This window comes from Streptomyces sp. NPDC006314 (assembly GCF_040613075.1).
Lineage (GTDB): Bacteria > Actinomycetota > Actinomycetes > Streptomycetales > Streptomycetaceae > Streptomyces.
On sequence record NZ_JBEXRL010000013.1, the window covers coordinates 40,655 to 63,271 of the forward strand.

General features: G+C 70.4%; 22 protein-coding genes and 1 pseudogene. 8 read left to right on the plus strand and 15 right to left on the minus strand.

The window, feature by feature from the left end; genetic code table 11:
- Window positions 1-542 precede the first annotated feature (542 nt).
- The 6 genes from ABZ079_RS23550 to ABZ079_RS23575 all read right to left on the minus strand — a co-directional run bounded on the left by ABZ079_RS23550 (window position 543) and on the right by ABZ079_RS23575 (window position 7,306).
- Window positions 543-1,409, minus strand: coding sequence for an RNA polymerase sigma-70 factor (locus tag ABZ079_RS23550; RefSeq protein ID WP_356941414.1), 867 nt, complete (start codon window positions 1,407-1,409; stop codon window positions 543-545).
- Window positions 1,410-1,413: 4 nt separating this feature from the next.
- The gene (locus ABZ079_RS23555; protein ID WP_356941415.1) at window positions 1,414-1,983 is read right to left on the minus strand and encodes a carboxymuconolactone decarboxylase family protein; all 570 of its coding nucleotides are present in this window, start codon (window positions 1,981-1,983) and stop codon (window positions 1,414-1,416) included.
- 216 nt (window positions 1,984-2,199) lie between these two features.
- A complete protein-coding gene (locus ABZ079_RS23560; protein WP_356941416.1) occupies window positions 2,200-3,000 on the minus strand; it encodes a hypothetical protein in 801 nt (266 codons plus the stop codon).
- Window positions 3,001-3,030: 30 nt separating this feature from the next.
- Window positions 3,031-4,314 (minus strand): CHAT domain-containing protein, encoded by a 1,284-nt coding sequence (locus ABZ079_RS23565; RefSeq protein ID WP_356941417.1) that lies wholly within the window; start codon window positions 4,312-4,314, stop codon window positions 3,031-3,033.
- Entirely contained in the window at window positions 4,311-6,182 is a 1,872-nt protein-coding gene (locus ABZ079_RS23570; RefSeq protein WP_356941418.1) for a hypothetical protein, read from the minus strand. The genes ABZ079_RS23565 and ABZ079_RS23570 overlap by 4 nt, the downstream gene beginning before the upstream one ends.
- 521 nt (window positions 6,183-6,703) lie before the next feature.
- Window positions 6,704-7,306 (minus strand): lytic transglycosylase domain-containing protein, encoded by a 603-nt coding sequence (locus tag ABZ079_RS23575; RefSeq protein WP_356941419.1) that lies wholly within the window; start codon window positions 7,304-7,306, stop codon window positions 6,704-6,706.
- Window positions 7,307-7,635: 329 nt separating this feature from the next.
- Between ABZ079_RS23575 and ABZ079_RS23580 the strand changes: the two genes are divergently transcribed.
- The 3 genes from ABZ079_RS23580 to ABZ079_RS23590 all read left to right on the plus strand — a co-directional run bounded on the left by ABZ079_RS23580 (window position 7,636) and on the right by ABZ079_RS23590 (window position 9,811).
- The gene (locus tag ABZ079_RS23580) at window positions 7,636-7,887 is read left to right on the plus strand and encodes a hypothetical protein (protein WP_356941420.1); all 252 of its coding nucleotides are present in this window, start codon (window positions 7,636-7,638) and stop codon (window positions 7,885-7,887) included.
- Between the two features lie 185 nt (window positions 7,888-8,072).
- Complete coding sequence (locus ABZ079_RS23585; protein ID WP_356941421.1) at window positions 8,073-9,266, plus strand: acyl-CoA dehydrogenase family protein; 1,194 nt, start codon at window positions 8,073-8,075, stop codon at window positions 9,264-9,266.
- Window positions 9,267-9,586: 320 nt separating this feature from the next.
- Entirely contained in the window at window positions 9,587-9,811 is a 225-nt protein-coding gene (locus tag ABZ079_RS23590) for a hypothetical protein (RefSeq protein WP_356941422.1), read from the plus strand.
- Window positions 9,812-9,889: 78 nt separating this feature from the next.
- Here the strand turns inward: ABZ079_RS23590 and ABZ079_RS23595 are convergent, their stop codons facing one another.
- From ABZ079_RS23595 to ABZ079_RS23610, 4 genes are all read right to left on the minus strand, one after another.
- Complete coding sequence (locus ABZ079_RS23595; protein ID WP_356941582.1) at window positions 9,890-10,177, minus strand: hypothetical protein; 288 nt, start codon at window positions 10,175-10,177, stop codon at window positions 9,890-9,892.
- Window positions 10,178-10,535: 358 nt separating this feature from the next.
- Window positions 10,536-10,682, minus strand: a complete 147-nt coding sequence (locus ABZ079_RS23600; RefSeq protein WP_356941423.1) for a hypothetical protein — start codon at window positions 10,680-10,682, stop codon at window positions 10,536-10,538.
- Window positions 10,683-10,795: 113 nt separating this feature from the next.
- Complete coding sequence (locus ABZ079_RS23605; RefSeq protein WP_356941424.1) at window positions 10,796-11,752, minus strand: hypothetical protein; 957 nt, start codon at window positions 11,750-11,752, stop codon at window positions 10,796-10,798.
- 352 nt (window positions 11,753-12,104) lie between these two features.
- A complete protein-coding gene (locus tag ABZ079_RS23610) occupies window positions 12,105-12,308 on the minus strand; it encodes a hypothetical protein (protein WP_356941425.1) in 204 nt (67 codons plus the stop codon).
- 226 nt (window positions 12,309-12,534) lie between these two features.
- Here ABZ079_RS23610 and ABZ079_RS23615 point away from each other — a divergent pair.
- Window positions 12,535-12,745, plus strand: a pseudogene (locus ABZ079_RS23615) (IS5/IS1182 family transposase); the annotation flags it as partial.
- Between the two features lie 262 nt (window positions 12,746-13,007).
- On the opposite strand, the gene ABZ079_RS23620 reads toward ABZ079_RS23615, so the two are convergent.
- The gene (locus ABZ079_RS23620) at window positions 13,008-13,214 is read right to left on the minus strand and encodes a hypothetical protein (protein ID WP_356941426.1); all 207 of its coding nucleotides are present in this window, start codon (window positions 13,212-13,214) and stop codon (window positions 13,008-13,010) included.
- Between the two features lie 243 nt (window positions 13,215-13,457).
- Here ABZ079_RS23620 and ABZ079_RS23625 point away from each other — a divergent pair, with 243 nt between their 5' ends.
- Entirely contained in the window at window positions 13,458-13,799 is a 342-nt protein-coding gene (locus ABZ079_RS23625) for a DUF3140 domain-containing protein (protein WP_356941427.1), read from the plus strand.
- Window positions 13,800-14,037: 238 nt separating this feature from the next.
- On the opposite strand, the gene ykgO is transcribed toward ABZ079_RS23625, so the two are convergent.
- Both ykgO and rpmG read right to left on the minus strand, forming a co-directional pair.
- A complete protein-coding gene (ykgO, locus tag ABZ079_RS23630; RefSeq protein WP_054244622.1) occupies window positions 14,038-14,160 on the minus strand; it encodes a type B 50S ribosomal protein L36 in 123 nt (40 codons plus the stop codon).
- Window positions 14,161-14,436: 276 nt separating this feature from the next.
- A complete protein-coding gene (gene rpmG / locus ABZ079_RS23635) occupies window positions 14,437-14,601 on the minus strand; it encodes a 50S ribosomal protein L33 (RefSeq protein ID WP_356941428.1) in 165 nt (54 codons plus the stop codon).
- 380 nt (window positions 14,602-14,981) lie between these two features.
- Here rpmG and ABZ079_RS23640 point away from each other — a divergent pair, with 380 nt between their 5' ends.
- Window positions 14,982-15,791 (plus strand): SGNH/GDSL hydrolase family protein, encoded by an 810-nt coding sequence (locus ABZ079_RS23640; RefSeq protein ID WP_356941429.1) that lies wholly within the window; start codon window positions 14,982-14,984, stop codon window positions 15,789-15,791.
- 327 nt (window positions 15,792-16,118) lie between these two features.
- Here ABZ079_RS23640 and ABZ079_RS23645 read toward each other — a convergent pair whose 3' ends face one another.
- Window positions 16,119-17,351, minus strand: a complete 1,233-nt coding sequence (locus ABZ079_RS23645) for an FAD-dependent oxidoreductase (RefSeq protein WP_356941430.1) — start codon at window positions 17,349-17,351, stop codon at window positions 16,119-16,121.
- Between the two features lie 421 nt (window positions 17,352-17,772).
- On the opposite strand from ABZ079_RS23645, the gene ABZ079_RS23650 reads away from it, so the two are divergent.
- On the plus strand, window positions 17,773-18,873 hold the full coding sequence (locus ABZ079_RS23650) for a PP2C family protein-serine/threonine phosphatase (protein WP_356941431.1): 1,101 nt from the start codon (window positions 17,773-17,775) through the stop codon (window positions 18,871-18,873).
- Window positions 18,874-18,928: 55 nt separating this feature from the next.
- Here the strand turns inward: ABZ079_RS23650 and ABZ079_RS23655 are convergent, their stop codons facing one another.
- Window positions 18,929-19,744 (minus strand): maleylpyruvate isomerase family mycothiol-dependent enzyme, encoded by an 816-nt coding sequence (locus ABZ079_RS23655; RefSeq protein WP_356941432.1) that lies wholly within the window; start codon window positions 19,742-19,744, stop codon window positions 18,929-18,931.
- A gap of 699 nt (window positions 19,745-20,443) precedes the next feature.
- Here ABZ079_RS23655 and ABZ079_RS23660 point away from each other — a divergent pair.
- Window positions 20,444-22,510: a SpoIIE family protein phosphatase gene (locus tag ABZ079_RS23660; RefSeq protein ID WP_356941433.1), complete on the plus strand. Its 2,067-nt coding sequence runs from the start codon at window positions 20,444-20,446 to the stop codon at window positions 22,508-22,510.
- The last annotated feature ends 107 nt before the right edge of the window (window positions 22,511-22,617 follow it).

Below are 22,617 nucleotides of genomic sequence, written 5' to 3' on the forward strand. Positions count from 1 at the left end.
CGGTCACACGGTCAGGGGCGGAGAGGTACGGCGGCGGTGTCCGCGACGCGGGCCGGCACCACGTGGTGCGCCATCCCTTGGTACTTCTTGCCCCGGCGCCCGGCCTTGCGTACTTCTCTTCCTCATCCATGGCCGACGCCGACTCCGTGTACGCGAAGATGGCGTGAACCGGCTAAGGGAAAACTCCAGTGGGCTCAGGGATTACATTTCTTGGTTGCGCAACCGATCGGCGAACACGCTTTCCGCTCCTCGGTCAGCGACGCGAAGGACTTCTCCGAACGGCTCTCGACGGGCCGCGGTTCGTGTTGCCGCCGCTCCGGATACGACTACGACTGACGGGTGCGACAGCATGAGAAAATCGGCCACCGTGTGATCGGCTGGGTCGCTCGGTGCGGGCGGCGAGCCGCTGGCACGCTGAGCACGACCGGCTGGGCGTGGTGGCGGATGAGGTGAGTGCCAGGGCAAGTCGTCGTTGGGGGTTGTGGGGCGGCCGCAGCCGCCCGGAACCCCCAGCGACGACTTGCCGCCGGCGGTGGGTGGGGTTACCTGGCGAGTTCGGCCAGTTCATCGAGGCGGGTCAGCTTGTGCGGGTTGCGGACCACGTAGATCCGGGTGACCCGCCCGTTCTCCACTTCGAGGCTCACCGCGGCCGGCTCACCGTCGAACTCGATGCGGCCGGCGGGTGCGCCGTTGAGCCAGACGGTCGTGGTCCGGAACGCGGTCACCACACGAGGGGCGCGTGCGAGGATCTCCGCGACGGTTCGGGCCCCGTGGACCGGTGCCAGAGCGGCGGTCACGAGCCCACCGCCGTCGGTGACCAGGACCACGTCGGGCGCCATGATCTCCAGGAGCTCCTGCAGTTTCCCGGTGCGCAGGGCCCGGAGGAACCGCTCGACCACGGCCTGCTGCTCGGAGCGGCTCACGTGGATGCGCGGCCGGCGGGCCGCCACATGCTCGCGTGCCCGCCGCGCGATCTGCCGCACGGTGGCCGCGGACTTCCCGATGGCCTCGGCGATCTCGCCGTAGGGCATGTCGAAGACCTCGCGGAGCACGAACACCGCGCGCTCCGTGGGCCCGAGGGTTTCCAGCACGGTGAGCATCGCGATCGAGACGCTCTCGGCGAGTTCGATGTCCTCGGCGACATCGGGGCTGGTCAGCAGCGGTTCCGGCAGCCACTCCCCCACGTACTCCTCGCGGCTGCGGGACAGTGTCCGCAGGCGGTTGAGTGCTTGCCGTGTGACGACCCGGACGAGGTATCCCCGCGGGTCGCGTACCTGCGTGTGGTCGACGTCGGCCCACCGCAGCCAGGACTCCTGAAGCACGTCCTCCGCGTCGGCCGCCGACCCGAGCATCTCGTAGGCGACGGTGAACAGCAGGCTGCGATGGGCGATGAACGGATCATCGGTCATGACGTCACGCTACGACGGGCGTCTCGGGACGCTTGGCCAGCGGGATCTCGCAGGCGTCGGAGTAGCCCTGCGAGGTGACGCCATGGGCCGTGTTGACCCGGGTGGAGAGGTTGGCGAAGCCGATGAACACGGTGAGTTCGACCAGGGCGGCCGGACCGAGCCGGGCAAGCAGGCTCGCCGACAGCTCGTCGGTGACGGTCGTCGGGGTGTTCGTCATGGCCTCGGCGTACTCCATCACGTCCCGCTCCAGCGATGTGAACACATCCGAGTTCCGCCAGTTCGGCACCTGGCTGGCCTTGTTCAGATCCAGGTTCTGGTTCAGCGCGGCGAAGTAGTTGATGTCCAGGCACCAGCTGCAGCCGACCTGCGCCGCGACGGTCATGTGCGCGAACGTCTTGAGGCCCTCGTCGCAAGCGTTCCACTGGGCCGCCTTCCCGGAGAACTCCAGGCTGGAGGTGGCGACGTCTGGCTGGTTGAAGGCCACCTCTACGGGCTCCGGCACGGCACCGAGTTGCCTGACCAGGTTCTCCTTCAGCTCGGTGGGCAGCGTTGCCTTGGGTATGCGCGGGGTCATGGTGTTCTCCTCATCCGGTGGCCTGTTGGCCTGTTCGACATGAAGACACCGCAAGGGCCGCGAGTGTGACATCGGCGTCGAGGCCTGCCCTGACGCCGGGAGCGGCCACCACACCGCGGCAACCCCTGTGCGGGAAGGAACGCGCCGGGCCTTGGGCCTCAGTGGCCCTGTTCGGAGCACCTCTCGATGACGTTGCGCCCGACGGACGCGTGTCTCTCAGACTGCGGGGCCAGCGGACTCCGTCTCCAAGTCCTCCGGGTACTCGATCTCCGCCCAGTAGGCGGATGGAGACGTGTAGGCGGGTGCGGGGCCCTTCTCGGACTTCTCCGTGCCCCGTTGCTCGCTGAACTTCGCCTTGCGGAACAACGGGTCGTGAACCCGGTATCCGCGCCACATCAGCGGGGTGGGAGCGGTGCTGGCGAAGGATGCGGCCAGACCCTGCCGGCTCTCCACCGTGAACGAGGGCCTCAGGGCCACCGCGGTGGTGGGATCGATCGCCGCCTGGCCGCGCAGCCGGACGGTCGCCTCGCCCGTGCGTCCGGCCGAGACCAGGACCAGGCTAGGGCCGCCGACGAGTACCTCGGTGACGACCACCCAGTCGGGCTGCCATTTCCCCTGCTGATGGAGGTCCAGCACGCGCCGCTCCACGGCGTCGAGATCGGCGAGCCGGTGCACGGTCGCGTCCCGCGTACGCAGCACGAAGGCTCCCTTGCGGGTGAAGGTGTAGCTCACGTCTCCTTGCGCCTCGACGGCCACGGTGGTCACACCCGAGCGGGTCAGACCGACCGACTGCGTCACACCGTCGCTCGAGGCGTACTCGATGTCACCCTCGACGCCCACGGTGTCGGGCTTCGCCTCGATGGTGAGGTTCTCGAGCGTGGTGAACTTCGTCCAGTTGTGGGAAGGGAAGGCGCCCACGTCGCCGAGTGCCATGGGAGTGCCGGGAAGCCAGACGGGCAGTCGGTTGCACCGTTCACGGATCTCGTGCCAGAAGGCGTCCGGCAAGGAGCTGCTCATGATGTCGTCCCCTCGGTGGTGGTACGGCGGTCAGGTGTGGGCTGGTGATGCATCGGTGTACGTACGGCTCGGCAGCGGTGCCACCTGGAGGGCCGACATGCCGTACAGGGAGTAGAGGAGCCCCATCGGGTTCTTTCTGGCGTTGAGCAAGTCCCACTTCGCCTCGTAGAGGGCTTCTCCGACGGTCCTGCCGTTCAACAGCTCGAAGTAGAACCGGCGGGAGAACGCGTGGGCGTGCCGGTCGGGAAGATGGGCCGCGGTGGCGATGACCCCGCGGTTCTCGTTCTTGTGGAAGGGCTCGATGACGGAGGCCAGTGTCCACGGATCGTAGACACCGGTCGAGCAGGCGTTGAGAAAGACGAGGGGCTTCTCGAGGGGGCGGTGGCGCCTCTCCTTCCACTCCAGAATCAGCTTTCCCAGAATGTCCTCGACGGGGATCTCGACGGAATCGCCGTCCTCCGACGCCAGATGAAGGGCGAACTCCCCCTCGTCGGCGCCGAAGTCGCCCGCTCGCGCCACGCAGTGGCAGGAGAAGTGCATGATCTGATGGGGGTGTTCCACTCGGCTGCCGTCCAGTCCGAGCCCGGGGTCCGCCAGATAACGGGCGATCGTGTCGGGCCCGGGCAGGGGGTCTCCAGGGGTGGGGCAAGGCCCCTCCAGCCGGATGGAGTTCCGGGTCCGGAAGAAGGCGAGCTCCCCGCTCGCGCCGGGATAGTCCGCGTGCCACAGGAAGCGCAATGTCAGCCGGTCGTCTTGCGTGGACAGCCACCGGCTTTGCGCGGAGGTCTCGTCGACGAGCGCACGTTCGACGACGGCACTGAAGCCGGGGAAGGAGCCCGCTGCCTGTTTCAGGCCGTCCATGTTCTCCGCCCGGTCGTCCCGGAACAAGCCGAACAGCGGTATGAGTTCCCAGGGCAGGAACTGGGCGACGCCCGGCTCGACGTGCAGCACGGGTATGCGTCCTGATGCCTGGTGGAGCGACGGGCACCAGCGCCTCATCGCCCGGTCGAGCTCCCAGACGGACTCCTGCGCCCTGATCAGCGCGCGTGAGAGCAGGAGTTTGCCCGACTTCGCGAGGTGGGCCAGCGCCGGGCCCGCCTGCTGGAGAGGAAGCGTGCCGGCTCTCTGCCATGCGTTCTTGGCCCGCTCCAGATCATTGCCGAAGCGGGCGCGCAACATACGCAGGATCGACGGATCGTGGATCGGCAGCGGCAACGGTTCGGGATCTCCGGCACCCTTGAGTTCCAGCCGATAGCCATCCGCGCCACTGAGGGCCCGGATCGTGACGTTGGGTGCCGACGACTGCCGCTTCATCGTCCCGCCGGAGGTACTTCGTCGACCACGATGGAGAGGGGCAGCGCCTGCACCAGACCTCCGGACGAGTAGACCGCCACCCGGATGTCGTAGGTACCGGCCTCCACCGCCGAGACGGTCGAGCGGAACCAGGCCTGTCCCCCCGCGACCTGGGCGCGCACCGAGTGACGCGCCGGGCGTACCGTCATGAACGGCGCGTCGACGGTGAGGTCGAGGTCCACCACATCGGCCGACTGCCCGGACACCACCAGCAGTTCGTCCGCGACACCCTCCGCTCCGCTCAACAGGCGCTCCGGCCGCTGCTGGTGTTCGGCGCCGAGTCCGACGCAGATGACGACGGTGGCCTCCCGCCCTTGCCGGATATGCCACTCCGGCTCGTCATCCACCCGTTCTACGCTGTCCGCCTGCTCCAGAGTGACCGCCAGGCCGCCCCGGAAGGCCTTGGGCGGAGACGGGGACAGCGCTTCCCTGATGCTCTCCCCCACCTGGACGAGAGGTGCCGGGTGCGATGAAGGATGGTCGTAGTCGAGCGTCGGCGGCTGTGCCTCCTCGGCCGACGCGGGCAGCGCCTCACGCTGACTCCGGCGGCGCAGCACCTCGGTCGCCGCGAACACCGCCGCGGCCCCGATCGCGCCGACTCCGGTGAGCAGCAGACTGCCTGCCATGGGGGTGGCGGCCGCGGTGGCCATCGCTCCCACCGTCGCCAGGACCCCTGCCCCGGAGGCCCCGGCCTTCAGCAGTTTCTCACCGGCCACGTCCGTGGGAGCGTGTTCGCCCGGCCGAGTCGCCCCGACGTCGCCGGCCCAGCCACCGGAGGGCCTCCGGTCGGTCCGGGACCCGTCCGGTGCGGGTGTCAACGTCTCCTCGCCCGGTGCCGGTGCGGGTGTCTCCTCGCCCTCTGACGTGGTCGGCGTTCCTGTCGGCCGGACGGAGTGGTCAGCACCCGCGGTGGGCCGACTCTGCTGTGGATAGGAGAGGTCGTGGGAGCGGAGGGCGCTGTGCCGCCATTGTGACGACAGGGCTGCGTTGGTGACCCGCTCTCTCTCCTGATTGGCCGGGGCCGGCAGGTGCAGCGCCTCGTAGAGGTCGAAGCGGTGCAGGTCGAAGGCGACCCGGAGCGAACTCCCGTAGGCCACCGCCGCGCGGACCGCGCTGGGATACGCCATCGCCGCTATGCCGAGGGGCGCCAGCCATAACACCATGGCGGCCACGGTCGAGCGCGGCCAGGCGATCAACGAGGCCGCGGCTGCCGGAAGGCTGAAGACGAAGAACGAGACGTACATGTGCAGCAGTCCGCTTCTGGCGTCCGCCTCGGTCCGCATGCGCTTGCCCAGCACCTGGTACAAGCGGGGCCAGGCAAGCCTCACATCAAGGCCGTAGACGTCCTCGATCTGTTCGTGCGCTGCCGCCAGGGCGTTGCCGAGCGCCGTGGGTCTGAGCAGTCCGTCGTTCATCGGGTAGCGTTCACTCAGCCATGCGGACATGCTCCGCACCTCGATGAGCAGCTCGGGGTCCGAGGTGGCGCGGGCCTGTTCGAACTGACTCGTCAGACGACGTCTCGCGATCTCCCGGCGCCAGCGCTGACGTGCCCTCAGCAGCCGGGACACGCTCCCCCACCAGCGGTCGCCTTCCACCAGACGGGTCAGGGCCGGTGCGCAATGGCTCAGGAAGAGCGTCGCCGTGAGGATCAGCACGACGAGGCCGGTCCACTGCAGACCGCTCAGCGTCGCAAGGCGATGTTGCAGCACGTCCGTTGAAGCGGCCGGCCCGTCGGCCAGGCCGAGGGGCAGAGCCGTCAGATAGCAGACGACGAGCAGTGCCGGAAGCAGGGCGGGCGTGAGGAAACGGCCGGGCTGGGGAGCGTGCACCGGTACATCATGCCGCCGGAGTCGCGGGCAGGGGACGGCTTTGCCCCATCTCGATCCAGCTGCTCCCGGCGGCCGCTCTGCCGCACCTCCATGATGGCCCCGCGCGGCTCCGCCGGCCGCGCTCGGTCGGGACACGTCGCGGCCAGCGATGCCGGGTTGTGCCGCCCCGTCCTGTGCCGCCTCACGTGCCTCCGGCCTGGTTCGATGCACAGCCGTCCTGCCCCCGCGCGCCAGGCCGGACGGCCCCCGCTCGAACGCCGGCCGGTGTGGCCCTGAGCGCTCAGCCGGCCGGCGGCTCTGTTGTGTCGGTGCGGGTCGCCGGCCGGGGCACATGGCAGAGCGAGCAACAGGGGACGAGGTCGCCGGTGGGAGCACGGGGACGGCCTTCGACGCCACCGGCGGCGACATCGTTCGCCTGACCGAGGCCGAAGGGCACCCGTTGCATCCTCAAGTGCCCACATCCGTAAGGTTCCCGTCGTCTTCCGCGGTCACCGCCGTCGGGCGGCCGTCCACGACGGTCGTCACCACGGTGGGCGGCACGGGTGCGGTCTGCCGGTGGCCGGCAGAGCCTCGGCCGCCCGGCGCCGGTTGGCCCGGAGGCGGCGGAGGTAGGAACGGGCCATGGGCCCCGGGGGAACGCCACGGGCGAAGGCCCGCATGTTGCGCTCACCCGCGTTGTAGCCCAGGGCGAGGAGTTCGTCCCGGGTGTAGCGGCGTGTGTGCCGCTCGGGCAGGTTCCGGTCGAGGTCCCTCAGGTGCAGGGCCGCCACGTGGACGGCGAACGCGGGGTCGTCACGCAGGTCCTGCCACCGGCCGGCCAGGCTGTGCGCCCGCCGCACCTGCTCGAACGTCGCCCGGTGCATGTTGGCGACGCCGAAGGACGCATCGGGCTTCCACCACTGCCACAGCCGCTCCAGCAGCGGATGGTGCGGCTTGTACGCCTCGTTGTGGAGCACCGCCATCAGCAGCAGCGGTGACACCCCCGTCTCCTCGGCGCTGCGCACCACGGACGCGGCGTAGTCGGCCGGATCGTACGCGCCCGGCCGCAACGGCGGGGTCCGGACGCTGCCGTGGTCGGCCGGCCCCGGCCGTTCCCCTGACGCCGCGGTCGCTTCCTCGGTCATCCCTTGCCCCAGCCTCCCTGATCGCCACCTGCCGGTGCGGTGGCCCGCACGGGCGTCCACCGTGGGGTGCGCGTGCCCGCGCGAGGGAGCCTCACTCCGCCGTGCCCGGTACCTGCCCGGCGTGCACGCGACGGCAACACGTTCGGTTGATGGTCGTGCGGCCCTGGGGCCGACACGCCCGCGCCCCGCTCGGTGTCGGTGCGCACACCTTCTTCCGTCTGCCGGTACGGCGCGCCCGCAACCGTGGCGGCGGCGATCGCGTGCGGTGAAGTCGTGTGGCGCGGGTATCGGCAGGGAAACGCGTGACGCGACTGCTCGGAAGGATGACGATGAGGCCGACAAGTCAGCTGCGACGGCTCAGGGCCGTGTACGCAGGCGGTGTGGCCGCCTGGACCTTCTGCCTGTTGCTCAGCATGGTCCGGGGCGACGGGTCGGCACGGCAATCCGTGCTGCTGCTGGGGCTGCTCGCCGTCTTCCTCGTCCTTCTGCTGTGGTCGACCTGGTGCCTCTGGGAGGCCGGGACGCACCACCCTGCGGACCGGGCCGAGGGCATGGCGACCACGCACATCGAGCGGATCTAGCGGGGCGACGGCCGGCACGGTGCGGGCTTGTACGCACGGTGCGGGCTTGTACGGCACGGTGCGGGCTTGTACGGCAGGGGAATGCCCGGGTGGGGCTCGCAGGCCGACGGGCGCATCCGGGGTCCTGCGGACAGAGCTCCTTCCGGCCCACGCATCGCACGCCGCACGCGTGGAAGAAGGGCCCCATGACTTCTCCCACGGAACAACAGAACGCCGCCGACTTCTACGACTTCGAGGCCGCCTTGACAGAGGAGGAGCGCAAAGTCCTGCTCAAGACACGGACGTTCATGCGTGAGGAGGTTCAGCCCCTGGTGGCCGGGCACTGGGCCGACGGAACGTTTCCCAGGGAGCTGATCACCCGTTTCCGGGAGAGCGGACTGGCCGGGCTGCCGTACGAGGGCTATGGCGACCACGGTCCCGCTGCCAGCCATGTGCTGACGGGCATGATGGCGATGGAGATGAGCCGCGTCGACGCTTCGGTTGCCACCTTCTTCGGCGTCCACAACGGACTCGCCATGTACGCGATCCACCTCGGAGGCGACCAGGACCAGCGCGACCGCTGGCTGCCCGGTATGGCAAAGATGGACACCATCGGGGCGTTCGCGCTCACGGAGCCGCTCGACGGTTCCGACATCGCGGCCGGCATGCGCACAACGGCCCGGCGCGACGGCGACACATGGGTGCTCAACGGCGCCAAACGCTGGATAGGCAACGCGACCTTCGCCGACCACGTCGTCGTCTGGGCCCGGGATGTCGCCGACGATCAGGTCAAGGGGTTCGTCGTCGGCAGGGACACACCTGGATTCAAGGCCGAGAAGATAGCCAACAAGACGTCGCTGCGCATCGTCGAGAACGCGGACATCACACTCGACAGCGTTGAGGTGCCGGAAACCGACCGGCTGCAGAACGTGTCCTCCTTCCGCGATGTCGCCGAGATCCTGCGCGCCACGCGCAGTGGTGTCGCCTGGCAGGCCCTCGGCGTCATGATCGGTGCGTACGAACTGGCCCTGCGCTACGCCACGGAGAGGCAGCAGTTCGGCCGACCGCTCGCGGGTTTCCAGCTCGTGCAGGACCTCCTGGTGAAGAGCCTGGGCAACATCACGTCGAGCTGGGGCATGCTGCTGCAACTCGCCCGGTTGCAGGACGCCGGGGTGTTCCGGGACGAACACTCGTCACTGGCCAAGGCCCACGTCACCGGCCGCATGCGCGAGGTCGTGGCCTGGGCCCGGGAGATCTTCGGGGGCAACGGCATAGTCCTCGACTACGAGGTCGCGCGCTTTTTCGCGGACGCGGAAGCCATCTACTCCTTCGAAGGCACCAGGGAGATGAACACGCTGATCGTCGGAAAGGCGATCACCGGGCAGAGCGCCTTCGTCTGACCGCCGCGGGCACGGAGCCGGACGGGGGGGAACGCAGGCCGTGGGCGGGTAGGAGGGGCTCCCGACTCGCCTGCGGAATCCACCGGTTCCGTGCACGGATCGGTGCGCTGGGCGTACTGCGGCGTGCTGCTGTTCCCGGGGCGATCGGCTCTGTCGGTCCTGGTGCGCACGGCGGTCATGTCCCTCGGAGCGATCGGCGTCCTGCTCGTCCAGCGACGCAGGGAGATACATGCCGCCGGTGGCTCGGCGTACGATCTCGTGTCACTTGATCTCAAGCTGCGCACGGCGAGGTACCTACCGCTCCGCAGGAGCGTCGGGCCATGCGCGACCTCGTGGCACAGCGGCTCCACCGCATGCGCCACCGGGTGCCCGCCCTGGCCGGCCTGGCGGTGCTCTTCACGGCCGTCACCGGGCTGATGGTGCTGACCGGGGCGGCTCGTCAGGCGATCGGTTTCTCGGTACTCACCGCGCTCTTCGTCGGCTGGAACGGCTACCACAGCAATGTGCGGCACACCGGCGCCTGCGGACCATGCGCACCGCCCTGACAGGCGGGGACAGACCACCGCACCCCGGTAGCGATCGCACGGGCCCCGGGGTGCGGAGCGGCCCCTGTAGTGCGGTCCTCAGCGTCTGCGGCCCCGAGCCGACCAGCCGCCTCCCACCCCTGCGAGGTGCAGCGCAAGCAGGGTGAGACCGAGGAGCATGATGTTCGTGGAGGTGAACGTCTGATTGGTCGAGATGTCAGCCGCATTGATCAGAAACGCGATGAAGAACAGAACCGCTGAGACGATGGACAACACAGTGTCGATCCCTTCGATGCCGCGGTAACTCTCTCTGGTGTACTGCGCATGCCCCTCCCCGGACCCGGCACGCGTTGACCGATCCTGGAAATGAGGCTGCGTCTCGGTCACCGGGGACGCCCCCCCGGGGGGGACTCGTCGGTCCCCCTGCCGCTCCGCTGCTCGGCCTCCTGTGCGGACGGCGCCTCGCCGGACACCTTCCGGCGCGCTGGAGGGTCGGCTCCTCGGCTGCTTCGTTGAGCGCGGGATCCGGCGTGGCCGAGTCGCCTGCCGCAGCCGGGCGACCGAATTCCGCCCTGTTTGCTCCCCGTACAACCGCGGAGGTTGTTCGAGGTGACAGCACCGCAGACGTACCGGATGGTGCTCGTTCCATGGGCGAGGTGCGCCCGTCCGGTGATACGTGAACCCTTGGGTTCCAGTCCGGTCGTCTCCCCGTCGCGGACCGGCCCGCTGACCGGCAGCGTGCGTATCACGGTGGCACGTATGGTCCGCTCGGGCCCCAGGATGCGCCGGCCTCGGGGGCATCGTCGGCACCTTCACGGAAGTCGGCTTCCTGGCCGAGCGAGAAGGCCTGCCGGACACGACGCTCCGCTGGTGCCGGGTCGGCGATCTCCATCGCTGGGATGCTGACGCCGGCGTGATCACGCTGTCCACTCACGGCGCCGGGGACGCTTCACGCCAGGGCGCGGCCGGCTCGCGCAGGGGTGACGTCCTGCGGTACCGGGCGTGTCACATGCCGGGCGCGGCTCTCCGGTGTGCTTGGTCGAACTCGGTCAGAGGGTCGCCGCCGACCTGCCAGGGCCACGGGGTGACCACGCCTCCGAGTACCTCGAAGACCGCGGCGGCGTCCCGGCGCCGGTCGGCGGCCATCAGCGCGTAGGCGAGGATGTTGAGGTCGGCGAGAGCCTTGGCATGGCGGAGGAAGCCCGGCTGGACCCACGTGTGGGCCACGCGGTCGAGAGCCTGCGTGGCCATCGTCTGGGACCAGTGGTTCCGCGCCACCAGTGCTTCGACTCCGCCCCGGCCGATGAGGCAGTGGTACTGGAAGACCTGAGCGGTGAGTTCTGTGGCCGCGCAGGGCACGTTCGCGGGCATGCGCAGCCCCAGGGAGTCCACGAAATCCAGTACCTGAACGCGTGATCCCGCCTCTTCCGGGCTGAGATAGCCCAGCATGCTCATGTAGGCCTCGCGGTTCCAACGGTCGCGCGCGAGCACCTCGTTCCACACTCCGAACACCTGCGACCGCTCCCAGCCCTCCAGGCGGGCAACCTCCAGGAGAATCACCCAGGGTGTGGGGTCGTCCGGGGCGATCTCGGCTGCCCGAAGGCACATGTCCACCACCCCGGCCGCCTCTTCGAGGGATCCCTGGCGGCGGGCGCGCGCGACCTGCGTCCAGGCGTGGAGCTCGAGTGCGTCGGCGTTGCGCGGCTCGCGGGCGGCCCAGGACCGTGACAGATGTGTTTCGGCCAGGTAGTCCGCCAGTACGCCCATCCGGTGCGTCCGGCGGTCCCAGTCTCCCTGGTGCTGGTGCAGGAGACGGGAGATCTGCGCCACGCACAGGTCCGTCGTCGCGATCATCCCGGTCTTCGTGGTCGCCATCAGCGACTTCAGAAGCTTGCCCAGGTCCTGGTCGTCCAGCTCCGGGGCAAGGCGTGACTTTTTGCGGCGACTCGAAAGAAATCCCATGTCGGGAGGCTAGAGGGGGCAGGACGGCACACAAGGTTTACGCCAAGATCGTTACTGATTAGACGACTCGCCCGCGGTTACCCGCTCGTACAGTGAGATGACTGGGAGAGCATGCGGGCGGAAGCGGCTGGTTGCCCGGCGACGGGGCACACCCGGTGGGGTGCGCGCAAGGCAGGCTCGGGCCTCCTGCGCCAGGGACCCGCACGATCTCCGCTCCGGGCGCCAAGGACGGCTCGCAGTCCACTCAGGATGTGAACCGACGGGCCGGGCCGTCCTCCGTCCGGCCCCGGAGCAGGAGGTGAGTGCGAGCGAACGCAGGCGCCGACCACCGAGGCAGCCCGCAGGCTTGGACCTACCCGTGCTGACCGCCGACTGAGGGGAGGTTCCCGCCGGCCAAGTGAGCCTGCTGCCGGGGCACGCCGGCGACAGGCCAGGGCGCGGAGGGCAGGACCTGCGCCAGCTGATGGCGCAGGCGGTCGGCTTCGCCACGGACCTGGGCGGGGACGTCACCGCGTTCTGCGACGAGGCGGTTGAAGATCGGGGTTTCCTGGAACACGCTGAGATCTGCCTTCCGAGGCTGGTGCGGTACGGCAATCGCCTGGCGCATTGCCGATCATGGACGTAGTCGAGTATCCGATGCCGCGGACGGGGTCGGTGACCAGTTGGAGCCGAGCGGACACGGTGGTTGGTCACAGTCCGGACCTGGGGCGGGTGTCGGGGTGCATCGACGTCCATTGTCACCGTCAGCCCCGGCCGGCGGAGGCGGTTCTCAGGGAGTCGGCCGCTCATGTGCACGGCCCCTGGCCCTCGTCATCACCGCCAGCCAGGCGGGGGTCGCACCGGCCTTCGAGGCCGTGATGGCAGGCATCCGTGTTCCGCGGAGAGGACGTCGGAGACCGAGGACCCGGCCGGAAGCAGCGGAACACCGTCGAGCGGTGCATCAACCGCCTCGAGCAGTGGCGCGGCTTGGCCACACGAACCGACCGCCGCTGACCGAAGAGACAGAACCTGTTCGTGGGCCGAGCCACCCGTCGGACGAGGCCTCAGTGCGCTGCGGGCGGCTCCGGTTCGATGCGTTCGCTACCGTCGTCGGCCGGGGGCGCTCAATGAACGTCGACCGGCTGCACCCGCTCCGCCCCACGGCGGGCCGAGGTCGTGGACTAAGAAGGTTTCATCGGCCAGCGGCTCGACCGCCACGGCATCGCGTCCTCCCGGATCAGCGAACAGGTAGACGCACCGCCCCCGTCCATGGCGCTCAGTGCTCCCAGGCCTCCGGGCCGCCGCCGCGCCACTCGATCCAGCCGGCGCTCGACACGTCATCCGGTTCGACGTCCTCCAGACCGGCTGCCCGCAGGAACTCGACGATGTCGATGATCGTGTATGCCATCCCTGCGAACGAGTGGCCGACGCGGACGCGGCGGCCACCGTCCTCCGCGGGCGGGTACACGATCACCTGGGGCATAGCGCCACCCTCTCCCCGGGCCGGTTGTGGCGCACTCAGAGGGCAGCCGTACGGGTCCAGCCGTCGGGTCGTCGCTCGGGAAACCTGCTCCGGGGCGGGCCGCGCGCCTGCCAGGCGGCCCTGATCCGCCGAGGTGGCCGGCCATCCGCTCGTCACTTCTCCCGGAGTGCGGGGCACACGGGCCTCCCTCAGGGTGGAAGGGGCGTCGACACCCGGAAGGAAGAGGCAGAGACAGTGGCCGATGTGACGACCGACGACGAGCAGCGCGCGATCCGGGACACCTTCCGCGAACTGGTCAACATGACACCGTCCGCCCTGGAGGAATGGCTGGCGACCGACGAGTCACAGGCGGCGGGGCAGCACAAGGACGGCGGCGAGTCGACCGGACACGCCTCGGGTCGCACCATCGTCGAGATCCTGCGCAAGAAGAAGGGCGACCTCTCGGACTCGGACTACGCCCACATGCGCAAGGTCAACGGATACATCCGCCGCCACCTCGCACAGCGCCCGTCGGGAGACGTACGCGACACGCGGTGGCGGCACTCGCTGATGAACTGGGGTCACGACCCCCTTGCCGGCAACTGAGTACACAGCCGTGCTCGCGCCGCTGCCAGGCGGCAGGTGCACGCGTGGCCGACGGGCGGTGACGGCACCACCGGCGCGATACAGGTGAGCGGAGTGCTCCGGCAGCCACAACGCGGGCGGCCGGCGCCGTCGACCGGTTGCCGGCCGGCACAGTGCCCCCGCGGCACGCTGGACCCGCACGGCCCGGCCCGGTCCGCGGGCAGCAGGACCGGGCCGGTTGTCTTCTCGGCGCCGGGCGTCAGCCCTGGCGTGCCTTGAAGCGGGGGTTCTTCTTGTTGACCACGAAGACCACGCCTCGGCGGCGCACCACCTGGGCGCCGGGCTTTGACTTCAGCGAGCGCAACGACTTGCGCACCTTCATGGGTGGGTTCTCCTCGTACTCAGGTGCGGATTCCGGTCAGCGTCCTCGGGTGCGGATTCCGGTCAGCCGCGAGACGTGGCGGGACGGCGGTCGTAGCGGCGCTGGAAGCGTTCGATACGGCCGGCGGTGTCCACGACCCGCGCGGTACCCGTGGATCAGGAAGAGCGTGCCGGCCGCACGGTCGCGGAAGACGACCGGCCGGGATGCCGGGTGGATGTCAGGCCTCAGGGGGCTTGCCTCCTGGTTGCGGGTTCTTTCGGAGGGCGGCGTCGTGGTTCAGCGTTCCTCGCGAAAGGGGACGTGCTTGCCGGCGACCGGGTCGTACTTGCGCAGCACGAGCCGGTCGGGGTCGCTCAGACGGTTCTTCCGGGTCACGTAGGTGACGCCGGTCCCTGCCGTCGACTTCAGCCTGACGACGGGACGCACGGCATTGCGGGCCATGAGGTTCTCCCTTCACACACCCTGTCTTGCCCGGGGCATGTCATCGCTACGAACAAGGCGGGGTGCCGCGCCATTCCCGGTTCCGTCATGGCCGTTCGGGCGGTCCCACCTCCAGCGGCACTTCGACCATCGTGTCGGTGAACGGTGAAGCAGACGCTGGGCTGGACCCGGCTGAAGGCGGTCCCCTGCCGGACGGGTGACGGCTCACCGGGTGAACGCCGACGAGGGCACGGCACGCCGCCGCGCCCTCTGCGCAGTCGGCGTCCCTTCCGGTAGGGGCCGCTTCACCAGAGGCGGTTACTCAGCGGTTCGTCAAGACGGCTGAGCAGGGCGGACGGCCGCGGCGGGTGGGAGCGATCCGTCCGCGCTATAGCAGAGGTATGAGACGGTCCCGAATAGCCTCGTCCGCGTCCGCCTTCCTGCTCGCGGCCGCCTGCGCGTTCGCCGGTCCCACGAGGGCGCCGGCGGCGCCCAGCAGAGCCGCATTGGACTATGTGGCCCTCGGCGACTCCTACTCGGCCGGTGTAGGAGCCGGCAGCTACGTCTCCTCCGGGACGGGCTGCCTGCGCAGCCGCCGGGCGTACCCCGTCCTGTGGGCCGCGGCCCATGCCTCGTCGTTCAGCTTCACCGCGTGCAACGGCGCTGGGACCAGCGATGTCCTGGCAAAGCAGCTCGGCCCGCTCAGTCCCCGTACCGACCTGGTCAGCATCAGCGTCGGCGGCAGCGACTCGGGCTACGCGGGTGTCATGGCGACGTGCGTACTACCGGGCACCACCGCCTGCAAGTCCGCCGTCACCCGCGCGCACTCCGTCATGGACGGGGCTCTCCCGGCCAACCTCGACCGTCTCTACTCAGCCATCAGAACCAAGGCACCCGCCGCCCGCGTCGTGGTGCTCGGCTATCCGCACTTCTACCAGCTCCACGGCGCCTGCCGGGGTGGCCTGCACGACACGGAGAGGGCCGCGCTCAACGAGGCCGTGGACCATCTCAACAGCGTGATCGCCAAGCGCGCCGCCGAGCACGGGTTCACGTTCGCCGACGTGCGGACCGCCTTCACCGGGCACGAGATCTGTTCATCCAGCCCCTGGCTGCGCAGCGTCGACTGGCTGAACCTCACCGAGTCGTACCATCCGACGGCATCCGGGCAGTCCCTCGGCTACCTTCCCCTCCTCGCCGACACGGCCTGGTGACGGACGGGCAGAGCGGCTGGGTGCCGGGCAGAGCGGCTGGGTGCCGCCCATGCACAGGGAAGCCGAGCCGCAGGGCGAACCAGGAAGGCGATCCGGCCGCCGACGCGCTGGTGCCCGGCCTCATCGGCAGCAGGGAAGCCGACGGCGTCAGCGGCCTGTCCGGCACCATCGGAACGCTCAAGCCGCCAGGGCCATGTCCGGGCCGCCCCACCTGCCCGAGCGCGCCGGTCGGGCTCTACGCCCTCACCCACGACGGGGGGCGCCGCGCGCCGACGGGCAGTGGCCAGGCGGTACCGGTCGGTTCACGCACCCGGTGCACGGCCGTACCTATCGGACGGCGGCGTCGGGGGGACGTTCCCGGAGTGCGCCGTACGCGATGAAGTACGCGGGGAGGCGGCGCGTCCATCGTGAGCCGGTGAACAGGCGGGCGACGCGCTCGGCCCGTTCGGCGCTGCCGAAGGGTGAACGGCCCTGCAGGACGGGTGCGATGAAGCGGGCGTGGGCCATCCGCTGGAGCGCCTGTGTGGTGACCGTGGTGGGACCGCGGCGGCGCTGCACACCGCGCACGTCGCGCAGGCGCACGGTACCGCGTCGCAGTGGCTCGGCCAGATAGCGGGCGGCGGCCACGGCGTCCTGGACCGCGAGGTTGATGCCGATACCGAAGACCGGGGACATGGCGTGCGCCGCGTCGCCGATGCACAGCAGGCCGGGGCGGTGCCAACGGCGCAGGCGGTCCAGGCGTACCTGGAGGAGCTTGACCTCGTCCCACGAGCGCAGAGCGTGTGTGCGGTCGGCGAGCCAGGGGACGGCGGCGGTGAAGTCGGCCAGGAAGCGGTCGAGGCCGGCGGCGCGGCGCCCGGGGTCGGTGCCCTTGGGGATCAGTGCGGCGCACTGCCAGTAGTCGCCGCGATCGATCATCGCGGTCAGGAACCGGTCACCCGCGCCGCCGACGAGGCCGGGCGGGTCGCTTTCGTGTCGCGGCAAGCGGAACCACCAGGCGTCCATCGGGCAGGTGAAGCGGCGCGGCTTCAGTTCCGGCCGGGAACGGGCCAGTGATCCGCGGCCGTCACAGGCGACGGTGAGGAGGGCGCGCAACTCACCGGTGCGGCCGTCGGAGGTGCGGTAGCGCACCCCGGTCACGCGTCCGCTTTCGATCAGGAAGGAGGTCGCTTCGGTACTCATCCGCAGGTCGAAGGCCGGCTCGCGCCGGGCCTCGTCCGCGAGCAGGTCCAACAGGTCCCACTGGGGCACCATCGCCAGGTAGTTGTAGGGGCCGCGCAGCACCGCCAAGTCCGCGACCGTGACCGTCGAGCGGCCGGCTCCGACCGGCAGTTGCACGGTACGCACCCGGCGCTGCGGCAGCCGGGCGAAGCGCTCGGCCAGGCCCAGGTCGTCCAGGAGCGCCAGGGTGGAGGGGTGGACGGTGTCACCGCGGAAGTCGCGCAGGAAATCGGCGTGCTTCTCCAGTACCGTCACCGCGACGCCCGCCCGGGCCAGCAACAGGCCGAGCACCATCCCTGCGGGACCGCCTCCCACTACACAGCACGTGGTCCGTTCCATGGCAGTCCCGCCCTTCCCGGGAGAGCAGTAATTCCTCGCTTGGTGAATATTGTACGCCCGTGTACCGCGGGCAGCTCGGGCCGACGGGGAGGAGTCCGAGCGGCCCTCCGAGTTGCCTCCCGGCGGCAGCCGTTCCGGGCGCCGGAACATGCCGCTGAGTGGAGCAATCACCGGTGCGGCGCGGCCCGGCCCAGCAGGCTGGAGATCTGGTCGGGTCGCGTGACAGGGAGTCCGGTGTGCGAAGGCCGCGTCAGCCGAACCGTCGGGCAGGCCGTGCGCCCGCACCTCATGCCCCCGGTGCCACACCGGCAGCTCCTGCGGTGTCCGCGCCCGGGAGCGGCGGGTGAGGCACGGAGGTACCCATAGGGAGCCGGAGGCCGGTACTGCCGCTCGGAGTCGGCTGCCCGCGCCCCCGGCGTGGATGCGCTGGCTTCCGGTCCTGTACGTCGCGGCCGTTCTGCTGATCGAACCCCTGACACCCGTGGACTGGCCGGTGAGCTTCGTGCTGATCGCGCTGCCCCTGGTGACCGCCTTCGCCCACGGGCCCCTCGTCGTCGGCGGCGCGACGGTCTTCGCCGTCCTTCTCGAAGGGGTGCTGGCCGGCACCCCGTGCTGTGCGGGCCGGGCCGTCGGCTACCTGTGGGACCGCCACTACGTGGCCGCCTACGTCTGCACCGCCCTGGTGGGTGCCCTCGGCACGGTGCTGGCCGCCCATCGGACCCACCGTGAACGCACGCTCGCCGACGTACGGTTCGTGGCCGAGATCGCGCAGCGCGTCCTGCTCAGACCCGTTCCGCACCGGATCGGCAATCTCGTCCTGGAAAGCCTCTACCTCTCCGCGGCCGCGGAGGCGCGCATCGGCGGTGACCTGTACGAGGCCGTCCCGACCGCCTATGGGGTCCGGCTGCTCGTCGGCGATGTCCGCGGCAAGGGGCTGCTCGCGGTCGAGACCGCCGCCGCGCTGCTCGGGGCGTTCCGCGAGGCGGCGCATGACGAACCCGATCTCGCCGCCCTGGCCGACCGCGTGGAGACGAGCATGAACCGCCGGGCGAGGCAGCTCGGCGGAAGTGAGACGGAGGAGCGCTTCGTCACCACCGTCTTCGCCGAGATCCCCGGCGACGGGCACCTTGTCCGTGTCGTCAACTGCGGCCACCCTCCCCCGCTCCTCCTCCGCCCCGGCGAGGTGCGCGAACTGAACAACGGGCGGTCGGCTCCGCCTTTGAACCTCGGCGTGCTGGTCGGGGAGCCGTATCACGTCGACACCTACCCGTTCCGGCCCGGGGACCAGCTTCTGCTGTACACGGACGGCATCACGGAGACGCGGGACGCGACCGGCGCCTTCTACCCGCTTCTCCAGCGGCTGCGTTCCTGGGGCTCCCTGCCGCCCCGGGACCTTCTGCAACGGCTCCACCACGACCTGCTGGCCTACGGCCGCAATCGCCCCCAGGACGACACCGCGGCGCTCGCCGTCGGCCTGCTTGACGACGAGCCATCGGCACCGTCCGCGTCGGCGGGCGGATGAGGGCTGCCCCGGGGCGGGTGGGCCCGCGCTCCGGAACACCGCGGTCCGGACCGGATCAGAAGGCCGTTCGGGCGAACCATCGGTCGAGGACCGCGACCTGTCCGGAAACCTCGAAGGCGGACTCACGGTAGGACCGCCGGCCGTAGAGAAGCAGCAGGAGACCTGCCGCCTGCCCCCGCACCGCCACCGTGGGGGGCCCGGACGGGGCGTGCTCGCTGCCTGCCCGTGGAAGCAGGCGGAAGCCGTCCGGGTCCAGTTGCATCCGCCATTCCTCGCCGGGGGTGGCGCCGGAGTCCGTGCACTGGAACGCGATGACCTCGCCTTCACCGCGCAGCTTGTCCACATTGGGAGCGAAGAGTCCCGCGTAGGGCAGGTTGACCAGGAACTCGTCCACGCCGTCCGCCGCCAGGGTGGGGTCGATGTCGGGTTCCCGGCCGATGGCGCGCTCGGCGTCCACCCGGTGGACGAGCGTTTCGAAGAGCATCCGGCGGGCCCAGAACCGCGCGTGCTGGTCCTCGCCCCAGGCCCACATCGCCGCCTGCGGGTCCGTGGCCCGCAGCACGGCCGCCACGTCGGGGACTCCAGCCGCCACCCAGTCGGCATGGTCCCGCACGTCGTCCGGCAGCCCCAGATCCACGTCGCGGCTGCGCGGAGGCTCCTGCACGAGCCGGGTCAGCAGTGTGCAGAACCAGCGCTGCAGCGCTCCCACGTGCCGGGTGAGATCGGCGAGGGTCCAGTCCGGACAGGAGGGCACGGCACGCGCGGGATCGGCGCCCTTGACCACTTCGGCGAAGCGCAGCGTCTCGCGCGCGATGGCCTCACGGTAGGTGTCGTACGGCAGAGGATGCCCCGCCCTGCTTGTCGCTGCCATCAGCTGCCGCCGTTCAGTCTCGGTGGGTGTTCCGTCGCGATCAGTGTGGGTGCTGGAGTCCACTCGAAGGCAAATCGGGGCGGTTTTCCGGTCCACGGCTCAGGCGATCTCCTGCTCGGCCCGGATGATCTCTCCGTCGCCCGTGTACCGGGCGCCCCGGCGGTGGGCGAGCTGGACGACCAGGGACATGGACGTCCAGGCGGCGGCCGTCCCGATGCCGTACGGTGCTCAGCCCGCTCCAGCGTTTTCCGGGCCCCCACCGCTCCGCGATGGCCGCGACCCGTACCGGGTCCTCGGGCATGGCCGGCAGACGCCGAAGGGACCCGCCGACGACCTCCGGTGCGGCGAGGGATCACCCGGTTCCGGGGACGTGGATGCGGCGATACGCTCCCGCACGGATTTCATCGGCTCCACCCATACACCCCACTATGAACCTGATAGACGTTATGTTCCCGATGTAAACGTCCCGATGTGCTTGCTCCGAGGCGCACGGGGCCGGCAGCCGATGCCGCGGTGGTGCCGTCGGCGTCGCGGGCCGCAGGGGTCAGGCGGATGTGACCGCACGCGGCGGCGCTGTGCGGTTGGGTCCGAGGAGCGACGGAGGGAGCATGGAAGAACCGGTCCTCAGTACGCAGACGCACGGCCAGGGCGGCGTCGTCCCAAGGTCGGCCGCCCCGGGCCGGTGGAGGTGGTTCCGGGATGGCAGTGGACTCCTTCGAGACCGGCCACGGCGGGCAGCGGCCCGAGCTGCCCCGGCCGACCGGCCTGCTGGACGTGCTCAGCGTGGCCGCGGTGGCCCTGGACACCCGTGGGCGGGTGGTCTTCTGGACCCCGCAGGCCGAGGAACTCTTCGGCTACTCCGCGGAGGAGGCCCTCGGCAAGCACGCCGCACGCCTGCTCATCCACCCCGAGCATCTGCAGGCCGTGGTGAGTCTGTTCACGGAGGTGCTGGAGACCGGCCGGGGCTGGGCCGGCGCGTTTCCCGTGCGGCACAAGGACGGCAGCAGCCGTCTGACGGAGTTCCGCACCATGCGGCTGCTGGACGACCTCGGGGACGTCTACGCCTTGGGCATCGCGGCGGACCACACCCTTCTCCAGCGTGTCGAGACCGACCTGGCCCTGTGCGAGCGGCTCATCAACCAGTCCCCCATCGGGCTGGCCCTCCTGGATCCCGACCTGCGGTACCTGCTGGTCAACCCGGCGCTGGAGCGTATCGACGGCATCCCCGCCGAGGACCACATCGGCCGCCACCTGAGGGAGACCCTGCCCTTCCCGGACGTCGACACCGTCGAGTCCGCTCTGCGTCAGGTGCTCGCCACCGGTACGCCTCTCCTGGACCAGTACCACGTGGGCCGTCCCCCGGCCGATCCCGACCACGAGCACGCCTGGTCGCTGTCGTTCTACCGCCTGGAGGATCCCGGTGGCCGGGTCCTCGGGGCGGCCGCGTCGGTCGTCGACGTCACCGAACGGCACCGGGCGGCAGGCGAGGCCGACCGGGCGCGGCGGCGCCTGGCACTCATCGCCGACGCCTCGACCCGGGTCGGCACCACGCTGGACGTACAGCAGACCGCAGACGAACTGGCCGAGATCGCCGCACCCGCGCTGGCCGACGTGGTGGCCGTGGACGTCCTCGACTCCGCCCTGTCCTGCCGTCGCATGCGCAGACCCGACAACGGCCCGGAGATCTTCAGGGCCCTCGCCCTGAAAGCCGCCCACCCCACCGTCGCGGTGCGCGCCGCCGACCCGCCCGGTGACCTCGCGGCCTACGAGGGCGACCGCCTGGTCACCCTGTGCGTCCACACCGGTCGGCCGGTCCTGGTCCGCCATGTCCGGGCGCGCGATCTGCCGCGCATCGCCCGGGATGCCGAGGCCGGCGCCCTGCTGGCCGCCGCCGGCGTCCACTCGTACCTCGCCGTGCCGTTGATCGCCCACGGCGAGGTGATCGGCGCCCTCGATCTCAAGCGCACCCACAACCCGGCGCCGTTCGACGAGGACGACGTCGTCCTGGCCAGCGAACTGGCCGGCCGCGCTGCCGTGGCCATCGACAACGCACGCTGGTTCCAGAGTGTCCGGAACACCGCCCTCACCCTCCAGCGCAGCCTGCTGCCCGACCACTCGCCACATCACACGGGCCTGGATGTCGCCTCCCGCTACCAGCCCGCGCAGGCCACCAGCGAAGTGGGCGGCGACTGGTACGACGTCATCCCGCTGGCCGACGACAAGACCGCCCTCGTGGTGGGTGACGTCATGGGCAACGGCATCGACGCCGCCGCCACCATGGGCCGACTGCGCACCGCCACGTGTGCCTACGCCGAACTCGACCTCGCACCGGACGAGGTGCTCCAGCACCTGGACAAGGTCACCTGCGATCTGGAGCACTACATCGTCACCTGCCTGTACGCGGTGTACGACCCCCGCACCAGGCGGTGCACCATCGCCAACGCCGGACACATGCCGCCCGCCCTCGCGCGCCCGGGCGGCACCCCCACGCTCCTCGAGCTGCCCCCTGCGGCCCCGCTGGGCGTCGGAGGCATCCGGTTCGAGGCCACCACGCTCGAACTACACCCGGGCGATCTGCTGGTCCTCTACACCGATGGCCTCGTCGAGACCCGGCAGCACGCCATAGACGACCGCCTGAACGTCCTCCTGAGCTTCCTGGAGGAGCCCCACCGGCCGCTCGAGGAGATCTGCGACCTGCTGCTGTACGGCCTACGCAATCCCGACGACCACGACGACGTGGCCCTGCTCATCGCACGGGCGCTGTAGCTGGTGGCCCCGGACCCCGGACCCGCTCCTGCCGTCTCCACCCGTGCGCATATGCGCCGGGGCTCGTTGCTCGTCGCAGTGTCTGCGCGGGCGGGTGATCGGCTCCG